Below are 20,554 nucleotides of genomic sequence, written 5' to 3'. Positions count from 1 at the left end.
GTCGACGTTCCCGATGTTCCGGTACGGCGTGGATCAGTAGGCGCGCTGGTCGATGACCGCCGCGGCCTCCTCTGCCGTGAACGTCTCGTCATCGACGTAGATGGCCTTCTCCGCGGTGTCGCCGGCGAGCGCCTGCGTCACCAGGTCGGCGGCGAGCTCCCCGAGCAGCGGGTTGCACTCCACCACGTAGTTGATCTTGCCGTCGATCAGGGCCTGCAGGCCGTCCTTGACCGCATCGATCGAGATGATCTGGATGTCCTCGCCGGGGACGCCGCCTGCCGCCTCGATGGCCTCGATCGCACCGAGCGCCATGTCGTCGTTGTGGGCGTAGAGCAGGTCGATGCCGTCGACGCCGTACTTCTGCAGGAAGCCCTCCATGACCGTCTTGCCGCCGTCACGGGTGAACTCGCCCGTCTGCGAGTCGATCTTCTCGATGGTGCTGCCCGCGATAGCGTCGTCGAACCCGGTCGCGCGGTCGTTGGCCGGCGCCGATCCCGTCGTGCCCTCCAGCACGACCATCTTGGTCGGGGTGCCGTCGAACTGCTCGACGGCCCACTCGCCGGCGTAGGTGCCCTCGCGCTCGAAGTCGAGGCCGACCCACGAGTAGTACAGGTCGTCGGACGCGCTGACCGTGCGGTCCTCGAGGATTACCGGGATGCCGGCGTCGGATGCCTCCTGCAGCACGTCGTCCCAGCCGTCCTCGACGATCGGCGCGATCACGATCGCGTCCACGCCCTGGTTGATGAAGTCGCGGACCGCGGCGATCTGCGCGGCGGGGTCGTTGTCCGCCGCGTTGAAGACCAGGTCGTAGCCGTTCTCGGTCGAGAACGCCGCCTTCATCGACTCCGTGTTCGCCGAGCGCCAGCCCGACTCCGAGCCGGTCTGCGCGAAGCCGACCGTGACGGTGCCGTCACCGTCCGCGCTGCCGTCTCCGCCCGAGCTGCTCGAGCAGCCGGTGATACCGAGTGCCATCGCGCCCATCAGCGCGAGTCCGGTGAGAACGCTCTTCCTCATGTCCCAAACCTCCTTGTCGGGTTCCGGCGTCGTCGCCGGATCTTGGTGCGTCAGGCACCGGATGCGCCGGTGCATGCCGAAATGTTAGCCCTCACAATTGGGGCTCGCACAAGTTGTGAGCGATAACAACTTGGTAACGGGCCGCATGGTTCCGGCCCTGATGTGCAGTGAGCGAAGCAGGCGTGACCCGCCATCTCGGGCCTGAGATGAGCGATCACATTTTGCCGCGCGACGCCCCGGCACGGGCCATCGGCCGGGTGCCGGGGCGCCGAGCGGGATCAGCGAAGCGGCGCGTGGCGCGCCAGCGACTCCCAGTGGCCCTCGCGCGCAGCGCGCGCGGCCTCGTTCGCGTGGAGCCGGCGGGCGCGCTCGCGCGGGATCGCGGGTCTCGTCGATGACCCGAGCCCGATCAGCCCGAGGCGGATCGATCGGGCGAGTCGGCGCCAGAGACGGCCGGTTCGCGAGACGAGCGGGGGCCGCCGCCGACGTGCGCCGACGTCCTGGCGAGTGGCATCGAGTGCGTGCATGGGTTCTTCTCCTCGGGTGGTCGCGGGTCCGGCGGATGCCGGCTGGATGCGGACTCCCCGAGGAGCGGCGGCGCGCGAGCGCGCCGAGGACGCCGATGCGATGTCGGCGGATTCGCAGCGACCGGATTCGCAGGGACGACCGAGGGCAGCGCGCCTGGCGATAGGCGCAGCTGTCCCCTTCGGCGCCTACGAGTTTCTGAAGCGCGTCAGCAGGTGGGCCCCGGAAATCGAGGTGCCAGGCGTGATCGAACGCATCTGGAGCCACCTCCCATCGTTCCGGGTTCGTGGCCGAAGCTACTCGCGTCGCCCGCGGTCGGTCAAGCGTCGCTCCGGCGTGGGTAGGGTGTGCGGGTGACGATCGAGATCCGACGGGCGGGGCGGGCGGATGCCGCGAGCCTCGCCGAGCTCGCCGCCGAGACGTTCCCGCTGGCCTGCCCGCCGCACACGACGCCCGCGTCGATCGCGGCGTTCATCGCGGAGCACTTCACGGTCGCGCGGTTCGAGGAGCACCTCGCCGACCCGGCGCGGATCCTCCTGATCGCCGAGGACGTCGCGCCGGAACCCGCGGGCGATGCGCTCGCGCCGCGGCGGGTGCCCGTGGGGTACGCGATGCTCGTGACGGGCGAGCCCGCCGACGCCGACGTGCTCGCTGCCGTGACCGCTCGGCCGACGATCGAGCTCAGCAAGTTCTACACGCGACGTACCGTCCACGGCGCGGGCGTGGCGGCACCGCTCATGGGGGCGACCATCGCCGCCGCGGAGGCGACCGGCGCGGCGACCGCCTGGCTCGGGGTGAACGAGGAGAACGCCCGGGCGATCCGGTTCTACGGCAAGCACGGGTTCGCACGCGTCGGCACCAAGCGGTTCCGCGTGGGGGAGCGGCTCGAGCACGACCTCGTGCTCGAGCGGGTGCTCGGCGGCGACCGCGTCAGCCCGAGCGCTTGACCCGTTCGAAGGCGGCGAGCGCCGCGGCGCGCGTCTCCTTCAGGTCGACGATCGGCTCGGGATACCCGAACGCTCCGGCCTCCGGCGCCCAGCGCGAGACGTACGCCCCGTCGGGGTCGAACTTCGTCGCCTGCAGCTCGGGATTGAACACCCGGAAGTACGGGGCGGCGTCGGCGCCCGAGCCCGCGACCCACTGCCAGTTGAACGGGTTGGCCGCGGCATCCGCATCGACCAGCGTGTCCCAGAACCACTCCTCGCCGTGCCGCCAGTGGATCAGCAGGTTCTTCGTCAGGAACGACGCCACGACCATGCGCACCCGGTTGTGCATGACGCCGGTCTGCCAGAGCTCGTGCATGCCGGCGTCGACGACCGGGATGCCGGTGCGCCCGTGCTGCCAGGCGTCGAGCGCGTCGGCGTCGAGATCGGGCCACGGGAAGGCGTCGAAGCGGCGGCGCCAGTTCTCGGTCGCGAGGTCTGGGGCGTGGAAGAGCACGTGCCAGGCGAACTCCCGCCAGCCGAGCTCCGAGAGGAAGACGTCGACGCCGTGCGCCGCGGACGGCCGGTCGCGGCGGGCCTCGGAGGCCGCATGCCAGATCTGGAATGGACTCAGCTCGCCCCAGCGCAGGCGCGGCGACAGGCGCGAGGTGCCGTCGGCGTCGAGGCGGTCGCGGGCCTCGGCGTAGTCGTCGACGTCGTCGGCGAGGAAGGCCCGGAGGCGACGGCGGGCGGATGCCTCGCCGGGCGTCCACGCGGACCGCAGGCCGCCCGCCCAGTCGGGCGCGGTCGGCAGCAGCTCCCACTCGTCGAGCTCCTCGGAGTCGGGGTGCGCGCGGGGACCCGAGAGCCCACGCGGGGCCGGGAACGGCGCGCGCGGCTCGGGCGCGCGCCGGCACGCCTTCCAGAACGGCGTGTAGACCGAGAACGGCTCGTCCTGCCCGGTGCGGATCGTCCACGGTTCGAAGAGCAGCGAGGCGGCGAAGCTCTCCGCGCGGCGGCCGGCCTCGCGCAGCATCCGCTTCACCGCCGTGTCGACCTCGCGCTCGGGGCGGCCGTAGCGCCGGTTCCAGACCACCCCGGCGGCGTCGACCTCGTCGGCGAGGGCGGGTACGACGTCGGATGCGGCGCCGCGACGCAGCACGAGCGGCACGCGGTGCGCGCGGAGGTCGTCGGCGAGCGACGCGAGGCTGTGGTGCAGCCACCAGCGGGCGGCGCCGCCGAGCGGGCGGATGCCGGGAGACTCCTCGTCGAGCACGAACAGTGCGATGACCGGGCCGTCGGCCGCGGTCGCCTCCCGCAGGGCCGGGTGGTCGGCGAGCCGGAGGTCGTCGCGGAACCAGACGATCGTCGGCTGCGTCATGTGGGCGACGATACCTGCGCGCCGCCCGGGTGCGGCCGTTTCAGTCGAGGTCGGCGACCTTCAGCACGAGCTTGCCGCGCACGTGCCCCGCCTCGACCAGGCGGTGCGCCTCGGCCCCGTCGGCGAGGTCGAGCACGCGGTCGACGTGCACCTTCACCGACCCGTCGTCGATGAGCCGCGTGATCACGGCGAGGGTGCGGGCGTCGGGCGCGACCGAGAGCCCGGTGGCGAGCACGCCGCGGGCCGCCGCGTCCTCCTCGAGCGTCGGCCAGCTCTTGGTCGGCACGTTCACGACCAGCCCGCCGGGCCGCACCACGTCGAGCGAGCGCGTACCCACGTCGTCGACGACGTTGCCGATGAGGTCGATCACGGCGTCCTGCTGGCCGGCGACCTGCTCGAAGCGCTCGCTGCGGTAGTCGATGACGCGGTGCGCGCCGAGGGATCGCACGAACTCGGCGTTCTCGGCCGAGCAGGTCGCGGTCACGCGCACGCCGAAGTAGGCGGCGAACTGCACGGCGAAGTGCCCCACGCCGCCCGCGGCCGCGTGGATGAGCATGCGCTGCCCGTCGTGCGCCTTCGCGGTCTCGACGACGGCCGACCACGCGGTGAGCGCCGCGACCGGCACGGCCGCCGCCTCGGTGAGCGAGAGCGACGCGGGTGCGGCCGCCACGCTCAGCGACGACACGGCCGCGAGCTCGGCATAGCTGCCGGTCGTGCGTGGCACGCGGGTCATGCCGTACACGCGGGTGCCCGGCTGCAGCGGATGCATCGCCGTCGGCGTCGCCTCGACGACCCCGGCGAAGTCGAACCCGAGCACGGCGGGCCACGCGTCGATGGCGCCCGAGACCCCTCGGCCCGCGCGCGTCTTCGCGTCGATCGGGTTGACGCCCGCCGCGGCGACGCGGACGAGCACCTCGTCGGAGACGCGCACCGGATCGGGCACCTCGCCGATGTCCAGCTGTTCGGGATCTCCGGTCGCGTCGATCACCAGTGCCCTCATCGGCGTTCCTCCGTGCAGTTCGTGCGGTGTGCACGAGGCAACCTAACGGGCTCGCGTTACGGTCGGTCGCCCGTGGTGTTTCGCCCATGAGTCGTGATGGATGCTCAGCCCCGGAGGAAGCTCGCCACCGCGGCGCGCACCGCGTCGGTGTGCGCGGCCTGGCCGTCGTCGCGCGCGGGCACGCGCTCGAGCGGCACCCCGAGAGCGCCCGCCCAGCGTTCGGCGACGGCGAGCGGATGCACCGGGTCGCGCGGGGCCGCGATGACGAGCGATTCGACGCCGGCCGCCGTGAGCGCACCGAGCTCGGCGTCGACGCGGAAGGCGCGGTTGCGCGGGATCTCGGTGAGCCGGATCGCCCGGGCGGTCGCCTCGTGCACCCGGAACTGGTGCAGCAGCCCCACGCCGCCGGCGTGCGAGACCGTGTCGACCTTCTGGAACGCACCCGTGCGGCGGAAGAAGCGCATGCCCTGGTACGGGCCGTACCGGCGCAGCAGCTCGGCGATCACGGGGAACGCCATCAGGTTGTCGGGCAGCGGCCGGTCGGTGAACGAGGGCCGCACGAGCACGAGCCGCTCGACCGGCAGCAGGCCGGCGAGCGCGATCCGCACCGCGAGCGCGGCGCCCATCGAGATGCCGATGATCGTGAAGGGTGCGGACTCGGCCGGCTCGGCTTCGTCGCGGGCCTCTGCGGCGACCTCGGCGGCGAGCGCGTCGAGCGTGAAGCGGTCGGCGGCGCCGATCAGCTCGGATGCCCCGTGGGCGCGCACGTCGGGGGCGACGATCCGCTCGTCGGCGCCCGACACGTCCTGCACGACCGGCGCGAACAGCTCGAGCGGCGTGCGGCGGTCGGACCCGAGCCCGTGCAGCAGCAGCGTCGGCACGGCGGCGTCAGGCGGTGCGGCCGGAGCGGAGCATGGCGAGCAGGTCGTCGGCGCGGTCGACGAGGATCGCGATCTGGTCCTCGTCGCGGTCGACCCAGCGGCACTTCGGCTCGCCCAGCGGCACGAAGTCCTCGTGCTGCTCCCACACCACGAGCGTGCGCTCGGCGCCCAGCACGTACTGCTGCCACCACACCTGCCGGAGGTAGTGGCGGGGGATGCCGCGCCACGCCTTGCCGGTCGTCTTGATCTCGGCGAGCTCCAGCACGCCGTCGTCGGTCACCCGCAGGCCGTCCGGCGTCGCGAGGTGGCGTCGGTCGCCCGCGGCGTGGAACAGCAGCGAGCTGCCCGCGATGCCGTGGTGCTGCTGCATCCAGCGTGCGATGACGGGCTCGCGGATGCGGCCGTGGTCGATCGCGCGCCCGCCGGTGAACCCCGACGTGCCGTGCAGCTTCTCCCACGCGAGCTGGCGCACGGCAGTGTGCGACGCCAGCCGGGCGGCATCCGTCGCCGTGATGCCCTGCGAGCGGGCCCGCAGCCAGGCCACGCGGTCCTTCGAGTCGGCGACGATGCGCGACTCGTGCGGGTGGCGCGGCCGGCCGGGCTCGGTCGAGACGGCGGATGCCGCGGGCAGCGTGTCGGTCACGCTTCGAGGCTACCCGGGGCATCCGTCGCCGCCGGGCCCGACGCGCGCCGGACTCAGTCGGCGATGCTCCAGTAGTACACGTCGGCGCCGGGGTGCAGCACCGTGAGCGCCCAGTCGACCGAGCGGTCCCACGTGTGGTCGGTGTGGCCGGCGTACTCGATCAGCACCGTGCCGTCGTCGCGCGGCTCGACCGCCGTGACGACGCCCGTATGGTCGCGGTCGCCGGAGTTGTCCCAGTCGAACTGCACGACGTCGCCGGGCTGCACGAGGTGTCGCTGGTCGTCGGTGAGCGCCGTGGCCTTCTCGGGCCGTGCCTCGAGGTACCACATGAGGTTCGTCGAGCTGATCCACGGCGAGCTCGACGTGTAGGCGTTGCCGCCCGGGTCGTGCCACCACGCCGAATCCTGCTCCCAGCCCCTGGCGAACAGCGTCTGGCTCGTGAAGTTCACGCAGTCGTTGTTCGGGATGTAGCCGAATCGCTCGCTGTCGCGCTCGCGCCAGTGGGCGTGCGCGTACTCGAGCTGCGCGGTCACGGCGGCGCTGAGGCCCTCGGTGTCGAGCACGGCGATGTCGTCGGTGCCCTCGGGGTCGGGCGGCGGGCCGATGCTCGCGGGCGCGGAGGTCGCGGTCGGGGTCGGGCGGAGCTCGGCCTCGGGGGTGCTCGCCGCGGCGAGCGGCACGACGGACGTGCGTGCGCGGTCCGCCGCCGCCGTCCAGGCCCCCGCGCCGACCGCGCCGATCGCGCCGATCGCGAGCGCGGCGGTGAGGCCGACGGCGAGCACTGCGGTGCGCCGACGGGTCGACGGATGCTCCGCCCCCGAGCCCATGCGCCCAGACTATGGCCCGAACCGGCCATGCGGAATGGCCGGATCGCGCGATGAGGGCGCGACGCGATCGGAGTGGAATCGAGGCATCGTCACCGCACGAGATCCGGGCGGGACGGCACGGGGGAGCTGAGCACGATGATCACCACCACCACCACGACCGCTGACGCCGACGTCCGGGTCGCCGCCTCGATGGCCCGCGGCATGCGCTGCGGCTGGTACCGCACGCTTTTCGAGCTCGGCCCGGTCACGGTCGACGCCTTCGCCGACGAGGCCGGCATCGGGCCCGACGCGGCGACCGGCTGGATCGGCCGCCAGGTCGACGCCGGGGTGCTCCGCGTCGTCGGCACGGATGCCGCGGGCGAGCCGCTCGTGCTCCTGCCGGGCGAGCACGTGACGGCGCTGCTCGGCGACCGTGGCGAGGACGAGCTGTCGGGAGCTCGGGCGATGGCGCTGCACTACCGCGACCGCATGGCACCCGTCGTGCGCGCGGTCGGCGACCACGGCCTGCGCGCGCTCGCCGAGGCCGCCTGACGCCGGGCCCCTACACTGGGGGCCGTGGAGCCCGGGGATCAGCTGATCCGCTACGCCGACGTCGGCGGCCGCGAGGTCGCCTGGACGTCGGTCGGCTCCGGCCCGCCGCTCGTGCTCGGCGGGTGGTGGTGCAGCCACCTCGGGCTCGACTGGGAGGGCCCGGCGTTCCGGCGGCTCGTCGCGGCGCTCGCCGAGCACTTCACGGTGATCCGCTACGACCGTCCGGGCGGAGGGGCGTCGGGCCACGACGATCCGCCGCCGGCGGACCTCGACGAGGAGCTGGCGCTGCTCGAGGGCGTCATCGCCGTCGCGGTGGGCGACGAGGTGCGCGTGAGCATGTTCGGGGTGTCCTCGGGCGGCGCGGTGTCGTCGCGGTTCGCGGCCGAGCATCCCGACCGGGTCGACGCGCTCGTCATGTACGGCACGTTCGCGAACGGGAGCGAGATCGCGCCGCCGCACGCGCGGAAGGGCCTGCTCGACGTGATCGGCACCCACTGGGGCTTCGGGTCGCGGGTGCTCGCCGACCTGTTCCTGCCGGAGGCGACGGCCGAGGAGCGCGACGAGTTCGTCGCCTACCAGCGGCGGTCGGCGTCGCGCGAGTCCGCCGCCGCGTCGATGGCCGAGCTGTACGCGTTCGACTCCACCGGCCACCTCGGGCGGGTGCGCGCCCCGACGCTCGTGCTGCATCGACGTGAGGACCGCGCCATCCCGTTCGCGCTCGGCGCCGACGTCGCCTCGCGCATCCCGGGCGCCCGCTTCGTGGAGCTGCACGGGCTCGACCACTTCCCGTGGCGCGGCGACCAGCGTGCGGTGACGGACGAGGTGCTGCGCTTCCTGGGCGTCGACCCCGGGCCGCGCACGGCGGCCGACCCCGGGGCATCCGTCACCGAACCGCCCGTGGCCGACCTGAGCCCACGCGAGATCGAGGTGCTCAGGCTGGTCGCCCGCGGCGACACCGACCAGCAGATCGCCCAGGCCCTCGTGCTCAGCCCGCACACCGTGCACCGGCACCTCGCGAACATCCGCACCAAGCTCGGCGTGCCGTCGCGCGCCGCCGCGGCGGCCTGGGCGTCACGGCACGACGTGCTCTGATCGGCGACGCACGACGGCGCGGATGCCGCGGGGTGGATCTCCCGTGGCATCCGCGCCGTCTCTTCGGTGTGTCGCGGGTCAGATCTCCTGCACCGATCCGCCCGCGATCCGCAGCCGCCGTTCGGCGCGCTTGGCGACCGCGGAGTCGTGGGTCACGATCACGAGCGTGAGCCCGCGGTCGCGCCAGAGCCCCTCGAGGAGCTCCATGATCTCGTCGCGGGTCTGCTCGTCGAGGTTGCCCGTGGGCTCGTCGGCCAGCAGCACGTCGGGCTCCTTCACCAGCGCCCGCGCGATCGCGACGCGCTGCTGCTGCCCGCCCGAGAGCTCGCTCGGCACGTGCCCGGCGCGCTCGGCGAGGCCGACCTGGGCGAGGGCCTCGGATGCCCGCCGGCGGCGCTCCTCGGCCGGCACGCCGTGCGGCTCGAGCGCCGTCTCGACGTTCTCCTGCGCGGTGAGCGTCGGGATGAGGTTGAAGCCCTGGAAGACGAACCCGATCTCCTTCGCGCGGAGCTTCGCGAGCCGCCGGTCGGGCAGCTTCGACAGCAGGTCGTCGCCCAGCCGCACGTCGCCCGAGGTCGGGCGGTCGAGGGCGCCGAGCATCTGCAGCAGCGTCGACTTGCCGCCGCCGGTCGGGCCCTGGATCGCGACCATCTGGCCGGACGGGATGGTGAGCGAGACGTCCTTCAGTGCCGTCACCGTGCGGGAGGACTGCGTGTAGGTCTTGCCGACCTTGTCGAGCGTGTACATGGCGGTTCCCTTCGGGGTTGCCGGGGCAGCCGGTTCGGCCGTGGTGGGGAGGGTGATCGAGGTCGTGGCCGCGGCGCTCATGCGACGCTCCGGAGTGCCTCGGCCGGGCGCAGCCGGGAGGCGCGCCAGCCGCCGATCGCGCCGGCGACGAGGCCGCCGAGCACGGCGAGGCCGACCGCGACGAGCACGACCGAGACGGTCACCGGCGCGGTGAGCACGATGTCGGAGGTCGTCGTGGTCGCGGCGGCGCCGAACGGCCCGCCGCCCCCGGTGAGGCCCATGCGGTCGCCGCCGTCGCCCGCCGCGGCGGCCATGCCTCCGCCGTCGCCGCCGAACGCCTGGACCGAGCCTGCCGAGCCCGACAGCGTGGGCTGGACGAACGTGATGATGCCGATGCCGACGAGGCCGATGACGATGCCGAGCGCGCCGCCGATGAGGCCCTGCACGAGCGACTCGCCCGCGACCTGGCCGACCACGCGGCGGTTCGACCAGCCGATCGCCTTGAGCGTGCCGAACTCGCGGGTGCGCCGGGTCACGCCCGACACCGTGAAGAGCACGGCGATGAGGAACGCCGCCGCGAGCACGGCGACCGAGAGCCACAGGCCGAGCGACGAGACGAGGGTCGACGCCGAGGCGAGCGAGCCGGAGACCGAGGACGCGAGGTCCTCCTGGGTGTTGACCGTCGCGTCGGGCAGCGCCTCCTCGAGGCTCGCCTGCACGGCGGCGATGTCGGTCGACGACGCGGCCTGCACGTAGACGGTGGAGACCTGGCCCTCGAGACCGGCGAGCGCCTGCGCGGTGTCGAGCGGCAGGTAGACGTTCGCGCCGGTCGAGGCGTCCGCGGTGTCGGCGGTCACGAGGCCGACGATCTCCATGGTCGAGCCGCCGACGTCGATGGTGTCGCCCACGACGAGCTCGGCGGTCGTGGCGTAGGCCGAGTCGAGGAGTGCCACGTCGGCACCCGCATCCGCCGCCTCGAGCCCGCGCCCGTCGGTGACGGCGGCCGACGACAGCGGCCCGAGCGCGGATGCCGCGGGGTCGATGCCGAGCACCGTGAACGAGTCGACGTCGAAGGCGCTGCCGCCGGCGCCGTCCGCGCCGCCGGTCGGCGGCTCCTGGGCGCCCTCCTCGCCGGGCGCGCCCCCGCCGCCCTGCATCTGCGAGAAGTCGGGCAGCTCGCCCGAGAAGGTCGTGTTCGTGAGCGACAGTGCCGCAGCGGCATCCGCCACCCCCTCGGTCGAGAGCGCGGTGTCGAGCGCGGAGGCGTCGAAGGTGGACGTGCCCATGCCCGCCGACAGGCGCGAGTCGGAGACCGTGGTCGAGCCCTCGGCGTCGTCGGTCTCGCCGTCCTCGGCGCCGAACTCGAAGCGGCCGCCCCCGTCGCCGCCCTCGCCCGGGCCGGTGGGCGCCTGCGTGACGGTGATGTCGGTGCCGACGCCGTAGACCGACTCGAGCACGGATGCCTGTGCGTCGCGCACGCCCCCCGAGAGTGCGTTGACGATCATGACGAGGGCGATGGCCAGGGCCATGCCGATCGCCACGATGAGGGTCTGTCTGCGTCGCCCCGCGAGCTCGCGGCGCAGGTAGGTGAGGAACATCGTTCTCCTTCGTGGATGGTGGGCCCGACGGGACAGGGGTACCCCGCCGGGCATCGGCGACGCTAGGCGGCGGCGCTATGGCGGCACCCGGGCCGGGCTATGGGAACGCTATGGATGCCTCACGAGAGCCACAGCCGGGTCATAGGCGGGGCATAGGAAGATGCGGATACTGGTGTCATGCCCTCTTCACTGAGCCGCGAGCAGCCGCACGCCGAACACCGCAGCCCCGCCATCGCCAAGCCCGACGGCAGTCCCGTGCGGGTGCTCGTCGTCGACGACGAGGCGCAGCTGGCCGACCTGCTGAAGATGGCCCTGCGCTACGAGGGGTGGGACGTGCGCACCGCGGGCGACGGCCACGCCGCCATGCGCGTGGCGCGCGAGTTCCGCCCCGACGCGATCGTGCTCGACGTGATGCTTCCCGACATCGACGGGCTCGAGGTGCTGCAGCGCCTGCGCACCGAGGGCGACGAGACGCCGGTGCTCTTCCTCACCGCGAAGGACTCGCTCGACGACCGGCTCGCGGGCCTCACCGCGGGCGGCGACGACTACGTCACCAAGCCGTTCAGCCTCGAGGAGGTCGTCGCGCGGCTGCGTGGGCTGATCCGACGCTTCGTGCGCTCGACCGCTGCGACCGACCCCGTGCTCGCCGTCGGCGACCTCACGCTCGACGAGGACTCCTACGAGGTCGAGCGCGCCGGCGAGCCGATCGAGCTCACGGCGACCGAGTTCGAGCTGCTCCGCTACCTCATGCGCAACCCACGGCGGGTGCTCTCGAAGGCGCAGATCCTCGACCGCGTCTGGTCGTACGACTTCGGCGGCAAGGCCAGCGTGGTCGAGCTCTACATCTCCTACCTGCGCAAGAAAATCGACGCGGGGCGCGAGCCGATGATCCACACGGTGCGCGGCGCCGGCTACATGATCAAGGCCGCCACGTGACGGATGCCCCGCGCACGCGCGCGCACTGGACCCTCGAGCGACGCCTGATCGTCGCGCTCGTCTCGCTGCTCGCGGCCGTGAGCGCGATCGTCGGCACGGTGAGCGTCGTCGTCGTGCACTCGAACCTCGTCGACCGTGTCGACAGCCAGCTCGCGTCGGCGACGGAGCGCGGCAGGGTCGCGATCATCGAGCCGCCGCCCGGGTTCGAGGAGGACGGGGACGGCGACGACGGCGACGACGGCCGCGTGCTCGCCGCGCGCGGGCAGTCGGTGGGCACGATCGCCGGGATCGTGGTCGGCGGCGAGGTGCGCCAGGCCGCCGTGCTCGAGGAGGACGGCGGGATCGGGCAGCTCGACGACGACCAGCTCGCCGCGCTCTCGGAGGTGCCCGCGGACTTCGCGCCGCACTCCGTGAACCTCGGCGGCGACCTCGGCGCGTACCGCGCGATGGTCGTCGGGACCCCGGGTGGGGACCGGTTCGTCATCGCGCTGCCGCTCGCGATCGTCGAGGCGACCACGGCGCAGCTGGCGGTCGTGATCACGCTCGTGGCCGCCGCGGGGCTCGCGCTGGCGGCGCTCATCGGCAGCCTCCTCGTGCGCCGTGCGCTCGTGCCGTTGCAGCGGGTCGCCGCGACCGCCGAGCGCGTCTCGACGCTGCCGCTCGAGCGCGGCGAGGTCGAGCTCGCCGACCGCGTGCCGGACTCCGACACCGACGAGCGCACCGAGGTGGGCCGCGTGGGCGCGTCCTTCAACCGCATGCTCGACCACGTCGGCCAGGCGCTCACCGCGCGCGCCGAGAGCGAGGCGAAGGTGCGCCGCTTCGTGGGCGACGCGAGCCATGAGCTCCGCACGCCGATCGCGTCGATCCGCGGCTACGCCGAGCTCACCCGCCGCTCCACCGAGGAGGTGCCGCCCGACGCCGCGCACGCGCTCGACCGCATCGAGTCGGAGTCCCTGCGCATGTCGGCGCTCGTCGACGACCTGCTGCTGCTCGCGCGCCTCGACGAGGGGCGGGAACTGCGCAGCGACGATGTCGACCTGTCGGCCCTCGTGGTCGACGTCGTCGGCGATGCCCACGTCGCAGGCCCCGACCATCGCTGGGAGCTCGACGTGCCCGAGGAGCCCGTGCTCGTCGCGGGCGACCTGTCGCGCCTGCACCAGGTGCTCGCCAACCTGCTCGCGAACGCGCGGGTGCACACGCCCGCCGGCACGACCGTGTCGGTCGCGCTCGCGCACGACGGCGGCGACGCGGTCGTGACGGTCGCGGACGACGGGCCCGGCATCGCGCCCGACCTGCAGCGCACCCTGTTCGAGCGCTTCGCGCGCGGTGACGCCTCGCGCTCGCGCGCGACCGGCAGCACCGGGCTCGGGCTCGCGATCGCGCGCGCCGTCGTGGTCGCGCACGGCGGGTCGATCGGCGTCGAGTCCGAGCCCGGGCGCACGGTGTTCACCGTGCGACTGCGCGCCGCGTGAGCTCCGGATCGCCGGCGGGCGCACCCGTCGGCGCCCGCCCGGCCGCGCGGGCCGGGTCGGTCATCGCCATCACCGGCACCCCGATGCCATAGGTCACGAAGTCGCCCCGCGGGCGGATCGCGATGCCGACGAGCGGGCCGTCGGGGCCGTCCTCGGCGAGGTCGAGCCCGTGGGTGAGGGCGTCCAGCGCCTCGCGGGGCATCCGTTCGGCCGGCACCACCTCCGCGGTGCCGCGGAAGGTGATCGTGGCGTCGGGGATGCGCACCCAGGGTGCGAACCAGACCCGCCGGTGCGCGGGTGCGGTCACCGACACGTGCGGATTGGCCGCGATGTGCCGTGCCTTCCACATGCGCGCGTACGTGGTGAACCACACCACGCCGTCGGCGACGTGCGGGAGCACCCCCGCCGTGCGCGCCTCGCCCTGCCCGGTCACCGTGCCGACCACGATGAAGGGTCGCTTCGCCAGTTCCTCCCAGACCTGTTCGGTGGTCACGTCCGCCATGGTTCCGTCTCCCTCTGATCGTGTACTTGACAATGTCACGTGACAATGTCAAGTGCACGATAAGCGCGCTTGGTTGACGTTGTCAAGTAGGCTGGGACGCATGGAACCCACGGCGGTCGCCGGCCGCGAGGCGCTGCTCGCCTCGCTCGAGACGCTGGCGCGCGAGCGCGGGCTCGCGAACGTCGGCCTGCGCGAGGTCGCGCGCGACGCGGGGCTCTCGCACGCGGCGCCCGCGCACTTCTTCGGCTCGCGCGAGGGCATGCTCCGCGCGCTCGCGGGGGAGGGGCTGCGGCTCCTCTACGAGGACGTCTGCGAGGCGCAGGAGACCCCGGGCGCCGTCGGCCGGGAGCGGCTGGTCGTCGACGCGCTGGCGTTCGTGCGCTTCGCCCTGGCGCATCCGGCCCACTTCGACGCGGTCTTCCGCACGCCCGCGGCGCTCCGCGGCGACGCGCAGTTCGAGGCGCTGCGCGAGGAGGCGCTCGGCTCGCTCCGCGAACTCGTCGAGCTCGTGCGCGACGAGGGCGGGCTCGGGCCCGACGCCGACATCGACACGGTCGTGCTGCAGCACTGGGCGCTGAGCCACGGCGTCGCGTCGCTCGCGATCGACGGCATGCTCGGGGCCGAGGGCGACCCGGCGGTCGCCGAGGCGGCGGAGCGGATCGTGCGGGGGCACGTCGCGGGCCTGCCGTAGGGGACTGCCCGCGTCGCGGTATTCAGTTGACAGCGATCAACTATGTGCTTATGGTTGACCGTCATCAACTATCGAGGGGGTCCCGTGACCGCAACCGCATCCACGCCGGTCGTCTCCGACGCCGCGCCCGCGCCCATGTCGCGACGCGCGACGCTCAACGCCATCTCGGGGCTCATCCTCGGCATGTTCGTCGCGATCCTCTCGGGCACGGTCGTCTCGACCTCGCTGCCGCGGATCATCTCCGACCTCGGCGGCGACCAGTCGAGCTACACCTGGGTGGTGACCGCGGCGCTGCTCGCGACCACCGTCACGACGCCCATCTGGGGCAAGTTCGCCGACCTGGTGAACCGCAAGATGCTGGTGCAGCTCGCGCTCGGCCTGTTCGTGCTCGGCTCGGTGCTCGGCGGCTTCGCCCAGGACGCCTCGATGCTCATCGGCTTCCGCGTCATCCAGGGGCTCGGGGCCGGCGGCCTCCTGGCGCTCGTGCAGATCGTGATCGCCGACATCATCTCGCCGCGCGAACGCGGCCGGTGGATGGGGCTCATCGGATCCGTGATGGCGGTCGCCACCATCGGCGGCCCGCTCATCGGCGGTCTCGTCACCGACGGCATCGGCTGGCGGGCCAACTTCTTCATCGCCCTGCCGTTCGCGATCGCCGCGATCGCGCTCATCCAGGCCACGCTGCACCTGCCCGACCGGCCCAAGCGAGCGATCAAGGTCGACTACTTCGGCGCGGTGCTGATCGCGACCGGCGTCAGCCTGCTGCTCATCTGGGTGACCCTCGGCGGCAGCTGGTTCGAGTGGAACTCGATCGAGTCGTTCGTGATGATCGGCGGCGCCGTGCTCGCGCTCGTGGCCGCGGTCGTCGTCGAGCTCGTGGTCGAGGAGCCGATCGTGCCGCTCTCGCTGTTCCGGAACCGCACCTACGCGCTCTCGGTCGTCGCGAGCCTGTCGGTGGGCGTCGCGATGTTCGGCACCACGATCTTCCTCGCCCAGTACATGCAGCTCGCGCGCGGGGCGACGCCGACCGAGTCGGGCCTGCTCACCATCCCGCTGATCGTGGGGCAGATGGGCTCGTCGATCGCGGCAGGGCAGCTGATCAGCCGGTACGGCAGGTGGAAGCGGTACCTGGTCACCGGCTCGGTGCTCGCGATCGCCGGCCTGCTGCTCATGAGCACGCTGCACTACGACACGCCCTACGGGTTCGTCGCGCTGTTCATGTTCGTGCTCGGCGCGGGCCTCGGCATGGTCATGCAGAACCTGGTGCTGGTCGTGCAGAACGACACCCCGGCGGCGCAGCTCGGCGCCGCGAGCTCGGGCGTCGCGTTCTTCCGCAGCCTCGGCGGCACGGCGGGCGTGGCGGTCATGGGCGCCGTGCTCGGCACGCGCGTCGCCGACCTCGTGCGCGAGGGCCTCACCGGGCTCGCGCCCGAGCAGCTGGCCGGCGCGCAGGCGCTCGCCGACGGCGGCATCCCCGACCTCGCCGAGCTTCCCGGCCCGGTGCGCACGGTCGTCGAGTCGGCCTACGGGCTCGGTGTGGCCGAGGTGTTCCTCATCGCCGTGCCGCTCGCGATCGTCAGCCTCATCGCGATCTGCTTCCTGCCGAACAAACCGCTGCAGACCGTCACCGCCGCGCAGCGCCTGGCCGAGGAAGCCGAGGAGGCGGCCGTGGAGCTCGCCGACGCCGAGCTCGGCGTGGTGGCCGAGGATCCCCGGGACGCCGGGCACGACGGCCGCGCGGGCCGCACGCCGACTGCATAGGATGCACGGCATGACCACCGAGCGCCGCATCGAGGACGATCCCGCCATCGGTGCGGTGGAGCAGCAGCTCGGCGTGCTCTTCAACCGGGTGCGGCTGGTCTGGAAGGAGCAGGCCGCGAGCGTGCATCCCGACCTCCAGCCGGTCGGGTACAAGCTGCTCGGCCTGCTCGTGCGCGGCGGGCCGGCGCACGCCGGCGCGCTCGCCGACCAGCTCATGACCGACAAGTCCGTCGTCAGTCGCCAGGTGCGCATCCTCGTCGAACTCGGGCTGGTCGAGCGCCGCGTCGACGAGCACGACGCCCGGGCGCGGCTGCTCGAGGCGACGCCCACGGGCATCGCCCGCGTGCACGACGTGCGCTCCAGCACGCAGGGTCGCCTCCGCGAGCGACTCGCCATGTGGCCTGCGGGCGACGTGGAGAAGTTCGCGGAGCTGCTCGAGCGGCTGAACGAGATCTGAGCGGATGCCGCGGGGCTGCGCCTGCCGTCGATTTGGCGCAGCCCGAGGCATCCGTTACGCTGTTCTGAGCCAAAGACCGTCGGTCGTCGGCGCGCGGAAACGCGAGTCGATCGAAGCAGTGCGAGAGCACGGGCCCACGCAGGTGTCACGAAACAGACTTCCGGGAAGCTTCCCGAATCTCCAGCTCCGTGCGCTTGCGCCGGAGCTTTTCTCATTTCATCGCCGGTCCGAAGCCGCATCACACAGTCCGTGGGGTGCGAAGAAGACATAAGGAGTGGCCATGGCGAACAAGGAAGCCTCGGTTGCCGAACTCACGGAGAAGTTCGAGGGTTCGACCGCCGTTCTGCTGACTGAATACCGCGGCCTCACGGTTGCCCAGCTCAAGGAGCTGCGCAACTCCATCCGTGAGGACGCGAGCTACGCCGTGGTGAAGAACACGCTGACCAAGATCGCGGCCAACAAGGCCGGGATCACCGCGTTCGACGACGACCTCCAGGGTCCGTCGGCGATCGCGTTCGTGCACGGCGACCCCGTCGCCGTCGCGAAGTCGCTGCGTGACTTCGCCAAGGCGAACCCCCTCCTCGTGGTCAAGGGCGGCTATTTCGATGGCAAGCCCCTGACTGCCGAAGAGGTAGGCAAGCTCGCCGACCTCGAGTCCCGCGAAGTGCTGCTCGGCAAGCTCGCCGGCGCCTTCAAGGCCTCGCTGTTCGGAGCCGCATATCTGTTCAACGCACCGCTGTCGCAGGCCGTTCGCACGGTCGACGCGCTGCGTCAGAAGCAGGAGTCCGCAGCGTAGGCGCGAGCCTCGCATGCGGTGAGTACACCAACAAAGGAGATTAGAAATGGCAAAGCTGTCCACTGAGGAGCTGCTCGAGCAGTTCAAGGGCCTGACCCTCATCGAGCTCTCGGAGTTCGTCAAGGCGTTCGAGGAGACCTTCGAGGTCACCGCGGCCGCCCCCGTCGCGGTTGCCGCTGCCGGTGCTCCGGCCGCGGGCGGCGGCGACGCCGCCGCCGAGGAGGAGAAGACCGAGTTCGACGTCATCCTCGAGGCTGCCGGCGACAAGAAGATCCAGGTCATCAAGGTCGTCCGCGAGCTCACCTCGCTCGGCCTCGGCGAGGCCAAGGCCGTCGTCGACGGTGCCCCCAAGGCCGTCCTCGAGGCTGCCGCCAAGGACGCCGCTGACAAGGCGAAGGAGGCCCTCGAGGCCGCCGGCGCCACCGTCACGCTCAAGTAGTACGCGCCCCCGCTCGGGGGCTCGCTACGACGCCGAGGGCGTCGCTTCCGGATTCGTCCGGGGGCGGCGCCCTCGTCGCGTCTCCCGGCTCACGCGCTCCATCGCCCGTCTCGTCCGCCAGATCGTCGACACGCGTCGGAGAGCGCTTCCTCGGGTGCTTCTCAGAAAGCCATTTCTCGGTCACGAACGGGTCACGACCCCGCATGAATTCTGGGAAAGCGCTTGCGCGAGTCCTCCGCGGCTGTTAGAAATGTGCCTCAAGTGAGATAGCGCTTTCTCACCGATGATCAACGACGATGATCGGAGGCCGATGTTGGCACCAGCACCACCCCGGACGGCACGGCCGTCCGGCTCGAGCCGGCCCCGGGGCCACCGCCGAGGAGTGCGCGCATGAGCGCCCTCGGCGAACTCCGGAGCATGAAGCGCACCGGCGATGGCGCGTCACCCGCCGCATCGCGGGGGCGGAAGCAGAACCGTGCCGCGTTCCTGTTCCTGCTGCCGTGGTTCCTCGGGCTCTTCCTCATCACCATCGGCCCGATGGCCGCCTCGCTGGTGCTCTCGTTCACGCGGTACAACCTGCTGAGCCCGCCGCGGTTCAACGGCATCGACAACATCGTGCGGATGCTCGAGGACGGCCGGCTGCACAAGTCGATCGAGGTCACGTTCCAGTACGTGTTCATCTCGGTGCCGCTGCAGCTCGCGCTCGCGCTGCTGCTCGCGGTGGTGCTCGACCGCGGCCTTCGAGGGCTGTCGTTCTACCGCTCGGCCTTCTACCTGCCGTCGCTGCTCGGCGCGAGCGTCGCCATCGCGATGCTCTGGCGGCAGATCTTCGGCGTCGACGGCCTGGTGAACCAGGTGCTCGCCTTCTTCGGCATCGAGGGCCAGGGCTGGATCTCGAGCCCCGACACCGCACTCGGCACGCTCATGATCCTGAACGTCTGGACCTTCGGCTCGCCGATGGTCATCTTCCTCGCCGGCCTCAGGCAGATCCCGGTGATGTACTACGAGGCCGCGTCGGTCGACGGCGCGGGGAGGTGGCAGCAGTTCTGGCGCATCACGATGCCGATGCTCACGCCGATCATCTTCTTCAACCTGATCCTCCAGATCATCGGCGCGTTCCAGTCGTTCACCCAGGCGTACATCGTCTCGGGCGGCACGGGCGGCCCGATCGACTCGACGCTCTTCTACACGCTCTACCTCTACGACCGCGGCTTCGCGAACCTCGACATGGGGTACGCGTCCGCGATGGCCTGGCTCCTGCTGGTCATCATCGCCGCATTCACCGCGCTCAACTTCTGGGCCTCGAAGTATTGGGTCTTCTACGATGACCAGGACTGACACAGTGACCGATCCCGAACCCCTGACCGAGTCGGTCGTGACGGCGATGCCCGTCGACGACGTGCGGGAGGCCCGGCGCCGTCGCCGGGTGTTCCGGAAGCCGTTGCTCAGCCTGCTGCGCCACGCGGTGCTCATCGCCGCGGCCGTGCTCATGCTCTACCCGGTGATCTGGATGGTCGTGAGCTCGCTCCGGCCGACCGAGGTGATCTTCCGCGAGCCCGGCATCATCCTCGACAGCTTCGAGGTGTCGAACTACGTCGACGGCTGGAACGCGCTGTCGTACCCGTTCAACGTGTACCTGCTGAACTCGGGGCTGGTGGTGCTCGGATGCATCGTCGGCAACCTGGTCTCGTGCTCGCTGGCGGCGTACGCGTTCGCCAGGCTCGAGTTCACCGCCAAGCGCCTGTGGTTCGCGATCATGCTCGTGTCGATCATGCTGCCGATCCACGTGATCATCGTGCCGCAGTACGTGATGTTCTCCCAGGTCGGCTGGGTCAACACGTTCCTGCCGCTGATCGTGCCGAAGCTGCTCGCGACCGACGCGTTCTTCATCTTCCTGATGGTGCAGTTCATCCGCGGCATCCCGCGCGAGCTCGACGAGGCCGCGCGCATCGACGGCGCCGGGCACTTCCGCATCTACCTGCAGGTCATCATGCCGCTCATGGTGCCGGCGCTCGCGACCGCCGCGATCTTCACCTTCATCTGGACCTGGAACGACTTCTTCAGCCAGCTCATCTACCTGACGAAGCCCGACCTGTACACGGTGCCGCTCGCGCTCCGCGCGTTCGTCGACGCCGACAGCGCGACCAACTTCGGCGAGATGTTCGCCATGAGCGTCGTCGCGCTGCTGCCCATCTTCCTGATCTTCCTCTTCGGCCAGCGATTCCTGATCAAGGGCATCGCGACGACGGGGATCAAGTGACCGGCCACGCCGGTCGCGACGGCCGGGCGCCTGGACCCGCCCGGCGTACCACCCGCACCGCACCATCCGCACACACCG

At 71.9% G+C, this 20,554-nt stretch carries 22 protein-coding genes; 12 read left to right on the top strand and 10 right to left on the bottom strand.

The window, feature by feature from the left end; translation table 11 throughout:
- Positions 1–33 precede the first annotated feature (33 nt).
- Together QMG39_RS04830 and QMG39_RS04825 are read right to left on the bottom strand one after the other, a co-directional pair.
- Entirely contained in the window at positions 34–1,014 is a 981-nt protein-coding gene (locus QMG39_RS04830) for an ABC transporter substrate-binding protein (protein ID WP_281882738.1), read from the bottom strand.
- Positions 1,015–1,292: 278 nt separating this feature from the next.
- Positions 1,293–1,541, bottom strand: coding sequence for a hypothetical protein (locus QMG39_RS04825; protein WP_281882737.1), 249 nt, complete (start codon positions 1,539–1,541; stop codon positions 1,293–1,295).
- A 351-nt stretch (positions 1,542–1,892) separates the two neighbouring features.
- Here QMG39_RS04825 and QMG39_RS04820 point away from each other — a divergent pair, with 351 nt between their 5' ends.
- A complete protein-coding gene (locus QMG39_RS04820) occupies positions 1,893–2,486 on the top strand; it encodes a GNAT family N-acetyltransferase (protein WP_281882736.1) in 594 nt (197 codons plus the stop codon).
- Here QMG39_RS04820 and QMG39_RS04815 read toward each other — a convergent pair.
- The 5 genes from QMG39_RS04815 to QMG39_RS04795 form a co-directional block, all read right to left on the bottom strand.
- Positions 2,470–3,843: a cryptochrome/photolyase family protein gene (locus QMG39_RS04815; protein WP_281882735.1), complete on the bottom strand. Its 1,374-nt coding sequence runs from the start codon at positions 3,841–3,843 to the stop codon at positions 2,470–2,472. The genes QMG39_RS04820 and QMG39_RS04815 overlap by 17 nt on opposite strands.
- Before the next feature lie 40 nt (positions 3,844–3,883).
- On the bottom strand, positions 3,884–4,843 hold the full coding sequence (locus QMG39_RS04810; protein WP_281882734.1) for an NADP-dependent oxidoreductase: 960 nt from the start codon (positions 4,841–4,843) through the stop codon (positions 3,884–3,886).
- Positions 4,844–4,947: 104 nt separating this feature from the next.
- Positions 4,948–5,724, bottom strand: coding sequence for an alpha/beta fold hydrolase (locus QMG39_RS04805; protein WP_281882733.1), 777 nt, complete (start codon positions 5,722–5,724; stop codon positions 4,948–4,950).
- Between the two features lie 7 nt (positions 5,725–5,731).
- The gene (locus QMG39_RS04800) at positions 5,732–6,367 is read right to left on the bottom strand and encodes a YqaJ viral recombinase family protein (protein ID WP_373878299.1); all 636 of its coding nucleotides are present in this window, start codon (positions 6,365–6,367) and stop codon (positions 5,732–5,734) included.
- A gap of 53 nt (positions 6,368–6,420) precedes the next feature.
- Positions 6,421–7,194, bottom strand: coding sequence for an amidase domain-containing protein (locus tag QMG39_RS04795; RefSeq protein ID WP_281882732.1), 774 nt, complete (start codon positions 7,192–7,194; stop codon positions 6,421–6,423).
- Between the two features lie 135 nt (positions 7,195–7,329).
- Here QMG39_RS04795 and QMG39_RS04790 point away from each other — a divergent pair, with 135 nt between their 5' ends.
- The gene (locus tag QMG39_RS04790) at positions 7,330–7,725 is read left to right on the top strand and encodes a hypothetical protein (protein ID WP_281882731.1); all 396 of its coding nucleotides are present in this window, start codon (positions 7,330–7,332) and stop codon (positions 7,723–7,725) included.
- 24 nt (positions 7,726–7,749) lie between these two features.
- Positions 7,750–8,817 (top strand): alpha/beta fold hydrolase, encoded by a 1,068-nt coding sequence (locus QMG39_RS04785; RefSeq protein WP_281882730.1) that lies wholly within the window; start codon positions 7,750–7,752, stop codon positions 8,815–8,817.
- 78 nt (positions 8,818–8,895) lie between these two features.
- Here the strand turns inward: QMG39_RS04785 and QMG39_RS04780 are convergent, their stop codons facing one another.
- Positions 8,896–9,564 (bottom strand): ABC transporter ATP-binding protein, encoded by a 669-nt coding sequence (locus tag QMG39_RS04780; protein WP_281887159.1) that lies wholly within the window; start codon positions 9,562–9,564, stop codon positions 8,896–8,898.
- 77 nt (positions 9,565–9,641) lie between these two features.
- Positions 9,642–11,162 carry an ABC transporter permease gene (locus tag QMG39_RS04775; protein WP_281882729.1) on the bottom strand — a complete coding sequence of 507 codons (1,521 nt, stop codon included), beginning with the start codon at positions 11,160–11,162 and terminating at the stop codon, positions 9,642–9,644.
- Positions 11,163–11,339: 177 nt separating this feature from the next.
- Here QMG39_RS04775 and QMG39_RS04770 point away from each other — a divergent pair, with 177 nt between their 5' ends.
- Together QMG39_RS04770 and QMG39_RS04765 are read left to right on the top strand one after the other, a co-directional pair.
- Positions 11,340–12,098, top strand: a complete 759-nt coding sequence (locus tag QMG39_RS04770; protein ID WP_281882728.1) for a response regulator transcription factor — start codon at positions 11,340–11,342, stop codon at positions 12,096–12,098.
- Positions 12,095–13,570: a sensor histidine kinase gene (locus QMG39_RS04765; protein ID WP_281882727.1), complete on the top strand. Its 1,476-nt coding sequence runs from the start codon at positions 12,095–12,097 to the stop codon at positions 13,568–13,570. The genes QMG39_RS04770 and QMG39_RS04765 overlap by 4 nt, the downstream gene beginning before the upstream one ends.
- On the opposite strand, the gene QMG39_RS04760 is transcribed toward QMG39_RS04765, so the two are convergent.
- Positions 13,545–14,063 carry a pyridoxamine 5'-phosphate oxidase family protein gene (locus tag QMG39_RS04760; RefSeq protein ID WP_281882726.1) on the bottom strand — a complete coding sequence of 173 codons (519 nt, stop codon included), beginning with the start codon at positions 14,061–14,063 and terminating at the stop codon, positions 13,545–13,547. The genes QMG39_RS04765 and QMG39_RS04760 overlap by 26 nt on opposite strands.
- Positions 14,064–14,172: 109 nt before the next feature.
- Between QMG39_RS04760 and QMG39_RS04755 the strand changes: the two genes are divergently transcribed.
- From QMG39_RS04755 to QMG39_RS04725, 7 genes are all read left to right on the top strand, one after another.
- A complete protein-coding gene (locus tag QMG39_RS04755; protein ID WP_281882725.1) occupies positions 14,173–14,763 on the top strand; it encodes a TetR/AcrR family transcriptional regulator in 591 nt (196 codons plus the stop codon).
- A gap of 84 nt (positions 14,764–14,847) precedes the next feature.
- Complete coding sequence (locus QMG39_RS04750; RefSeq protein ID WP_373878297.1) at positions 14,848–16,524, top strand: MDR family MFS transporter; 1,677 nt, start codon at positions 14,848–14,850, stop codon at positions 16,522–16,524.
- Between the two features lie 10 nt (positions 16,525–16,534).
- On the top strand, positions 16,535–16,981 hold the full coding sequence (locus tag QMG39_RS04745) for a MarR family winged helix-turn-helix transcriptional regulator (RefSeq protein WP_281882724.1): 447 nt from the start codon (positions 16,535–16,537) through the stop codon (positions 16,979–16,981).
- Positions 16,982–17,261: 280 nt separating this feature from the next.
- The gene (gene rplJ / locus QMG39_RS04740; RefSeq protein ID WP_281882723.1) at positions 17,262–17,777 is read left to right on the top strand and encodes a 50S ribosomal protein L10; all 516 of its coding nucleotides are present in this window, start codon (positions 17,262–17,264) and stop codon (positions 17,775–17,777) included.
- Between the two features lie 46 nt (positions 17,778–17,823).
- Complete coding sequence (gene rplL, locus QMG39_RS04735) at positions 17,824–18,216, top strand: 50S ribosomal protein L7/L12 (protein ID WP_281882721.1); 393 nt, start codon at positions 17,824–17,826, stop codon at positions 18,214–18,216.
- A gap of 390 nt (positions 18,217–18,606) precedes the next feature.
- Positions 18,607–19,554 (top strand): carbohydrate ABC transporter permease, encoded by a 948-nt coding sequence (locus QMG39_RS04730; protein ID WP_281882719.1) that lies wholly within the window; start codon positions 18,607–18,609, stop codon positions 19,552–19,554.
- Between the two features lie 151 nt (positions 19,555–19,705).
- A complete protein-coding gene (locus QMG39_RS04725; RefSeq protein WP_281887155.1) occupies positions 19,706–20,476 on the top strand; it encodes a carbohydrate ABC transporter permease in 771 nt (256 codons plus the stop codon).
- Positions 20,477–20,554: the final 78 nt, after the last annotated feature.

The sequence above is a fragment of the Agromyces rhizosphaerae genome (genome assembly GCF_027925245.1).
GTDB classification, from domain to species: Bacteria; Actinomycetota; Actinomycetes; order Actinomycetales; family Microbacteriaceae; genus Agromyces; species Agromyces rhizosphaerae.
Note: the sequence above shows the minus strand (reverse complement) of the source record. Positions and strands in the feature narration are given on the sequence as shown.

Coding starts and splice junctions, on each gene's coding strand:
- QMG39_RS04830 (WP_281882738.1), bottom strand. CDS start 1,014: ATGAGGAAGAGCGTTCTCACCGGACTCGCGCTGATGGGCGCGATGGCA.
- QMG39_RS04825 (WP_281882737.1), bottom strand. CDS start 1,541: ATGCACGCACTCGATGCCACTCGCCAGGACGTCGGCGCACGTCGGCGG.
- QMG39_RS04815 (WP_281882735.1), bottom strand. CDS start 3,843: ATGACGCAGCCGACGATCGTCTGGTTCCGCGACGACCTCCGGCTCGCC.
- QMG39_RS04810 (WP_281882734.1), bottom strand. CDS start 4,843: ATGAGGGCACTGGTGATCGACGCGACCGGAGATCCCGAACAGCTGGAC.
- QMG39_RS04795 (WP_281882732.1), bottom strand. CDS start 7,194: ATGGGCTCGGGGGCGGAGCATCCGTCGACCCGTCGGCGCACCGCAGTG.
- QMG39_RS04790 (WP_281882731.1), top strand. CDS start 7,330: ATGATCACCACCACCACCACGACCGCTGACGCCGACGTCCGGGTCGCC.
- QMG39_RS04780 (WP_281887159.1), bottom strand. CDS start 9,564: ATGTACACGCTCGACAAGGTCGGCAAGACCTACACGCAGTCCTCCCGC.
- QMG39_RS04775 (WP_281882729.1), bottom strand. CDS start 11,162: ATGTTCCTCACCTACCTGCGCCGCGAGCTCGCGGGGCGACGCAGACAG.
- QMG39_RS04770 (WP_281882728.1), top strand. CDS start 11,340: ATGCCCTCTTCACTGAGCCGCGAGCAGCCGCACGCCGAACACCGCAGC.
- QMG39_RS04755 (WP_281882725.1), top strand. CDS start 14,173: ATGGAACCCACGGCGGTCGCCGGCCGCGAGGCGCTGCTCGCCTCGCTC.
- QMG39_RS04745 (WP_281882724.1), top strand. CDS start 16,535: ATGACCACCGAGCGCCGCATCGAGGACGATCCCGCCATCGGTGCGGTG.
- rplJ (WP_281882723.1), top strand. CDS start 17,262: ATGGCGAACAAGGAAGCCTCGGTTGCCGAACTCACGGAGAAGTTCGAG.
- rplL (WP_281882721.1), top strand. CDS start 17,824: ATGGCAAAGCTGTCCACTGAGGAGCTGCTCGAGCAGTTCAAGGGCCTG.
- QMG39_RS04730 (WP_281882719.1), top strand. CDS start 18,607: ATGAGCGCCCTCGGCGAACTCCGGAGCATGAAGCGCACCGGCGATGGC.
- QMG39_RS04725 (WP_281887155.1), top strand. CDS start 19,706: ATGCTCTACCCGGTGATCTGGATGGTCGTGAGCTCGCTCCGGCCGACC.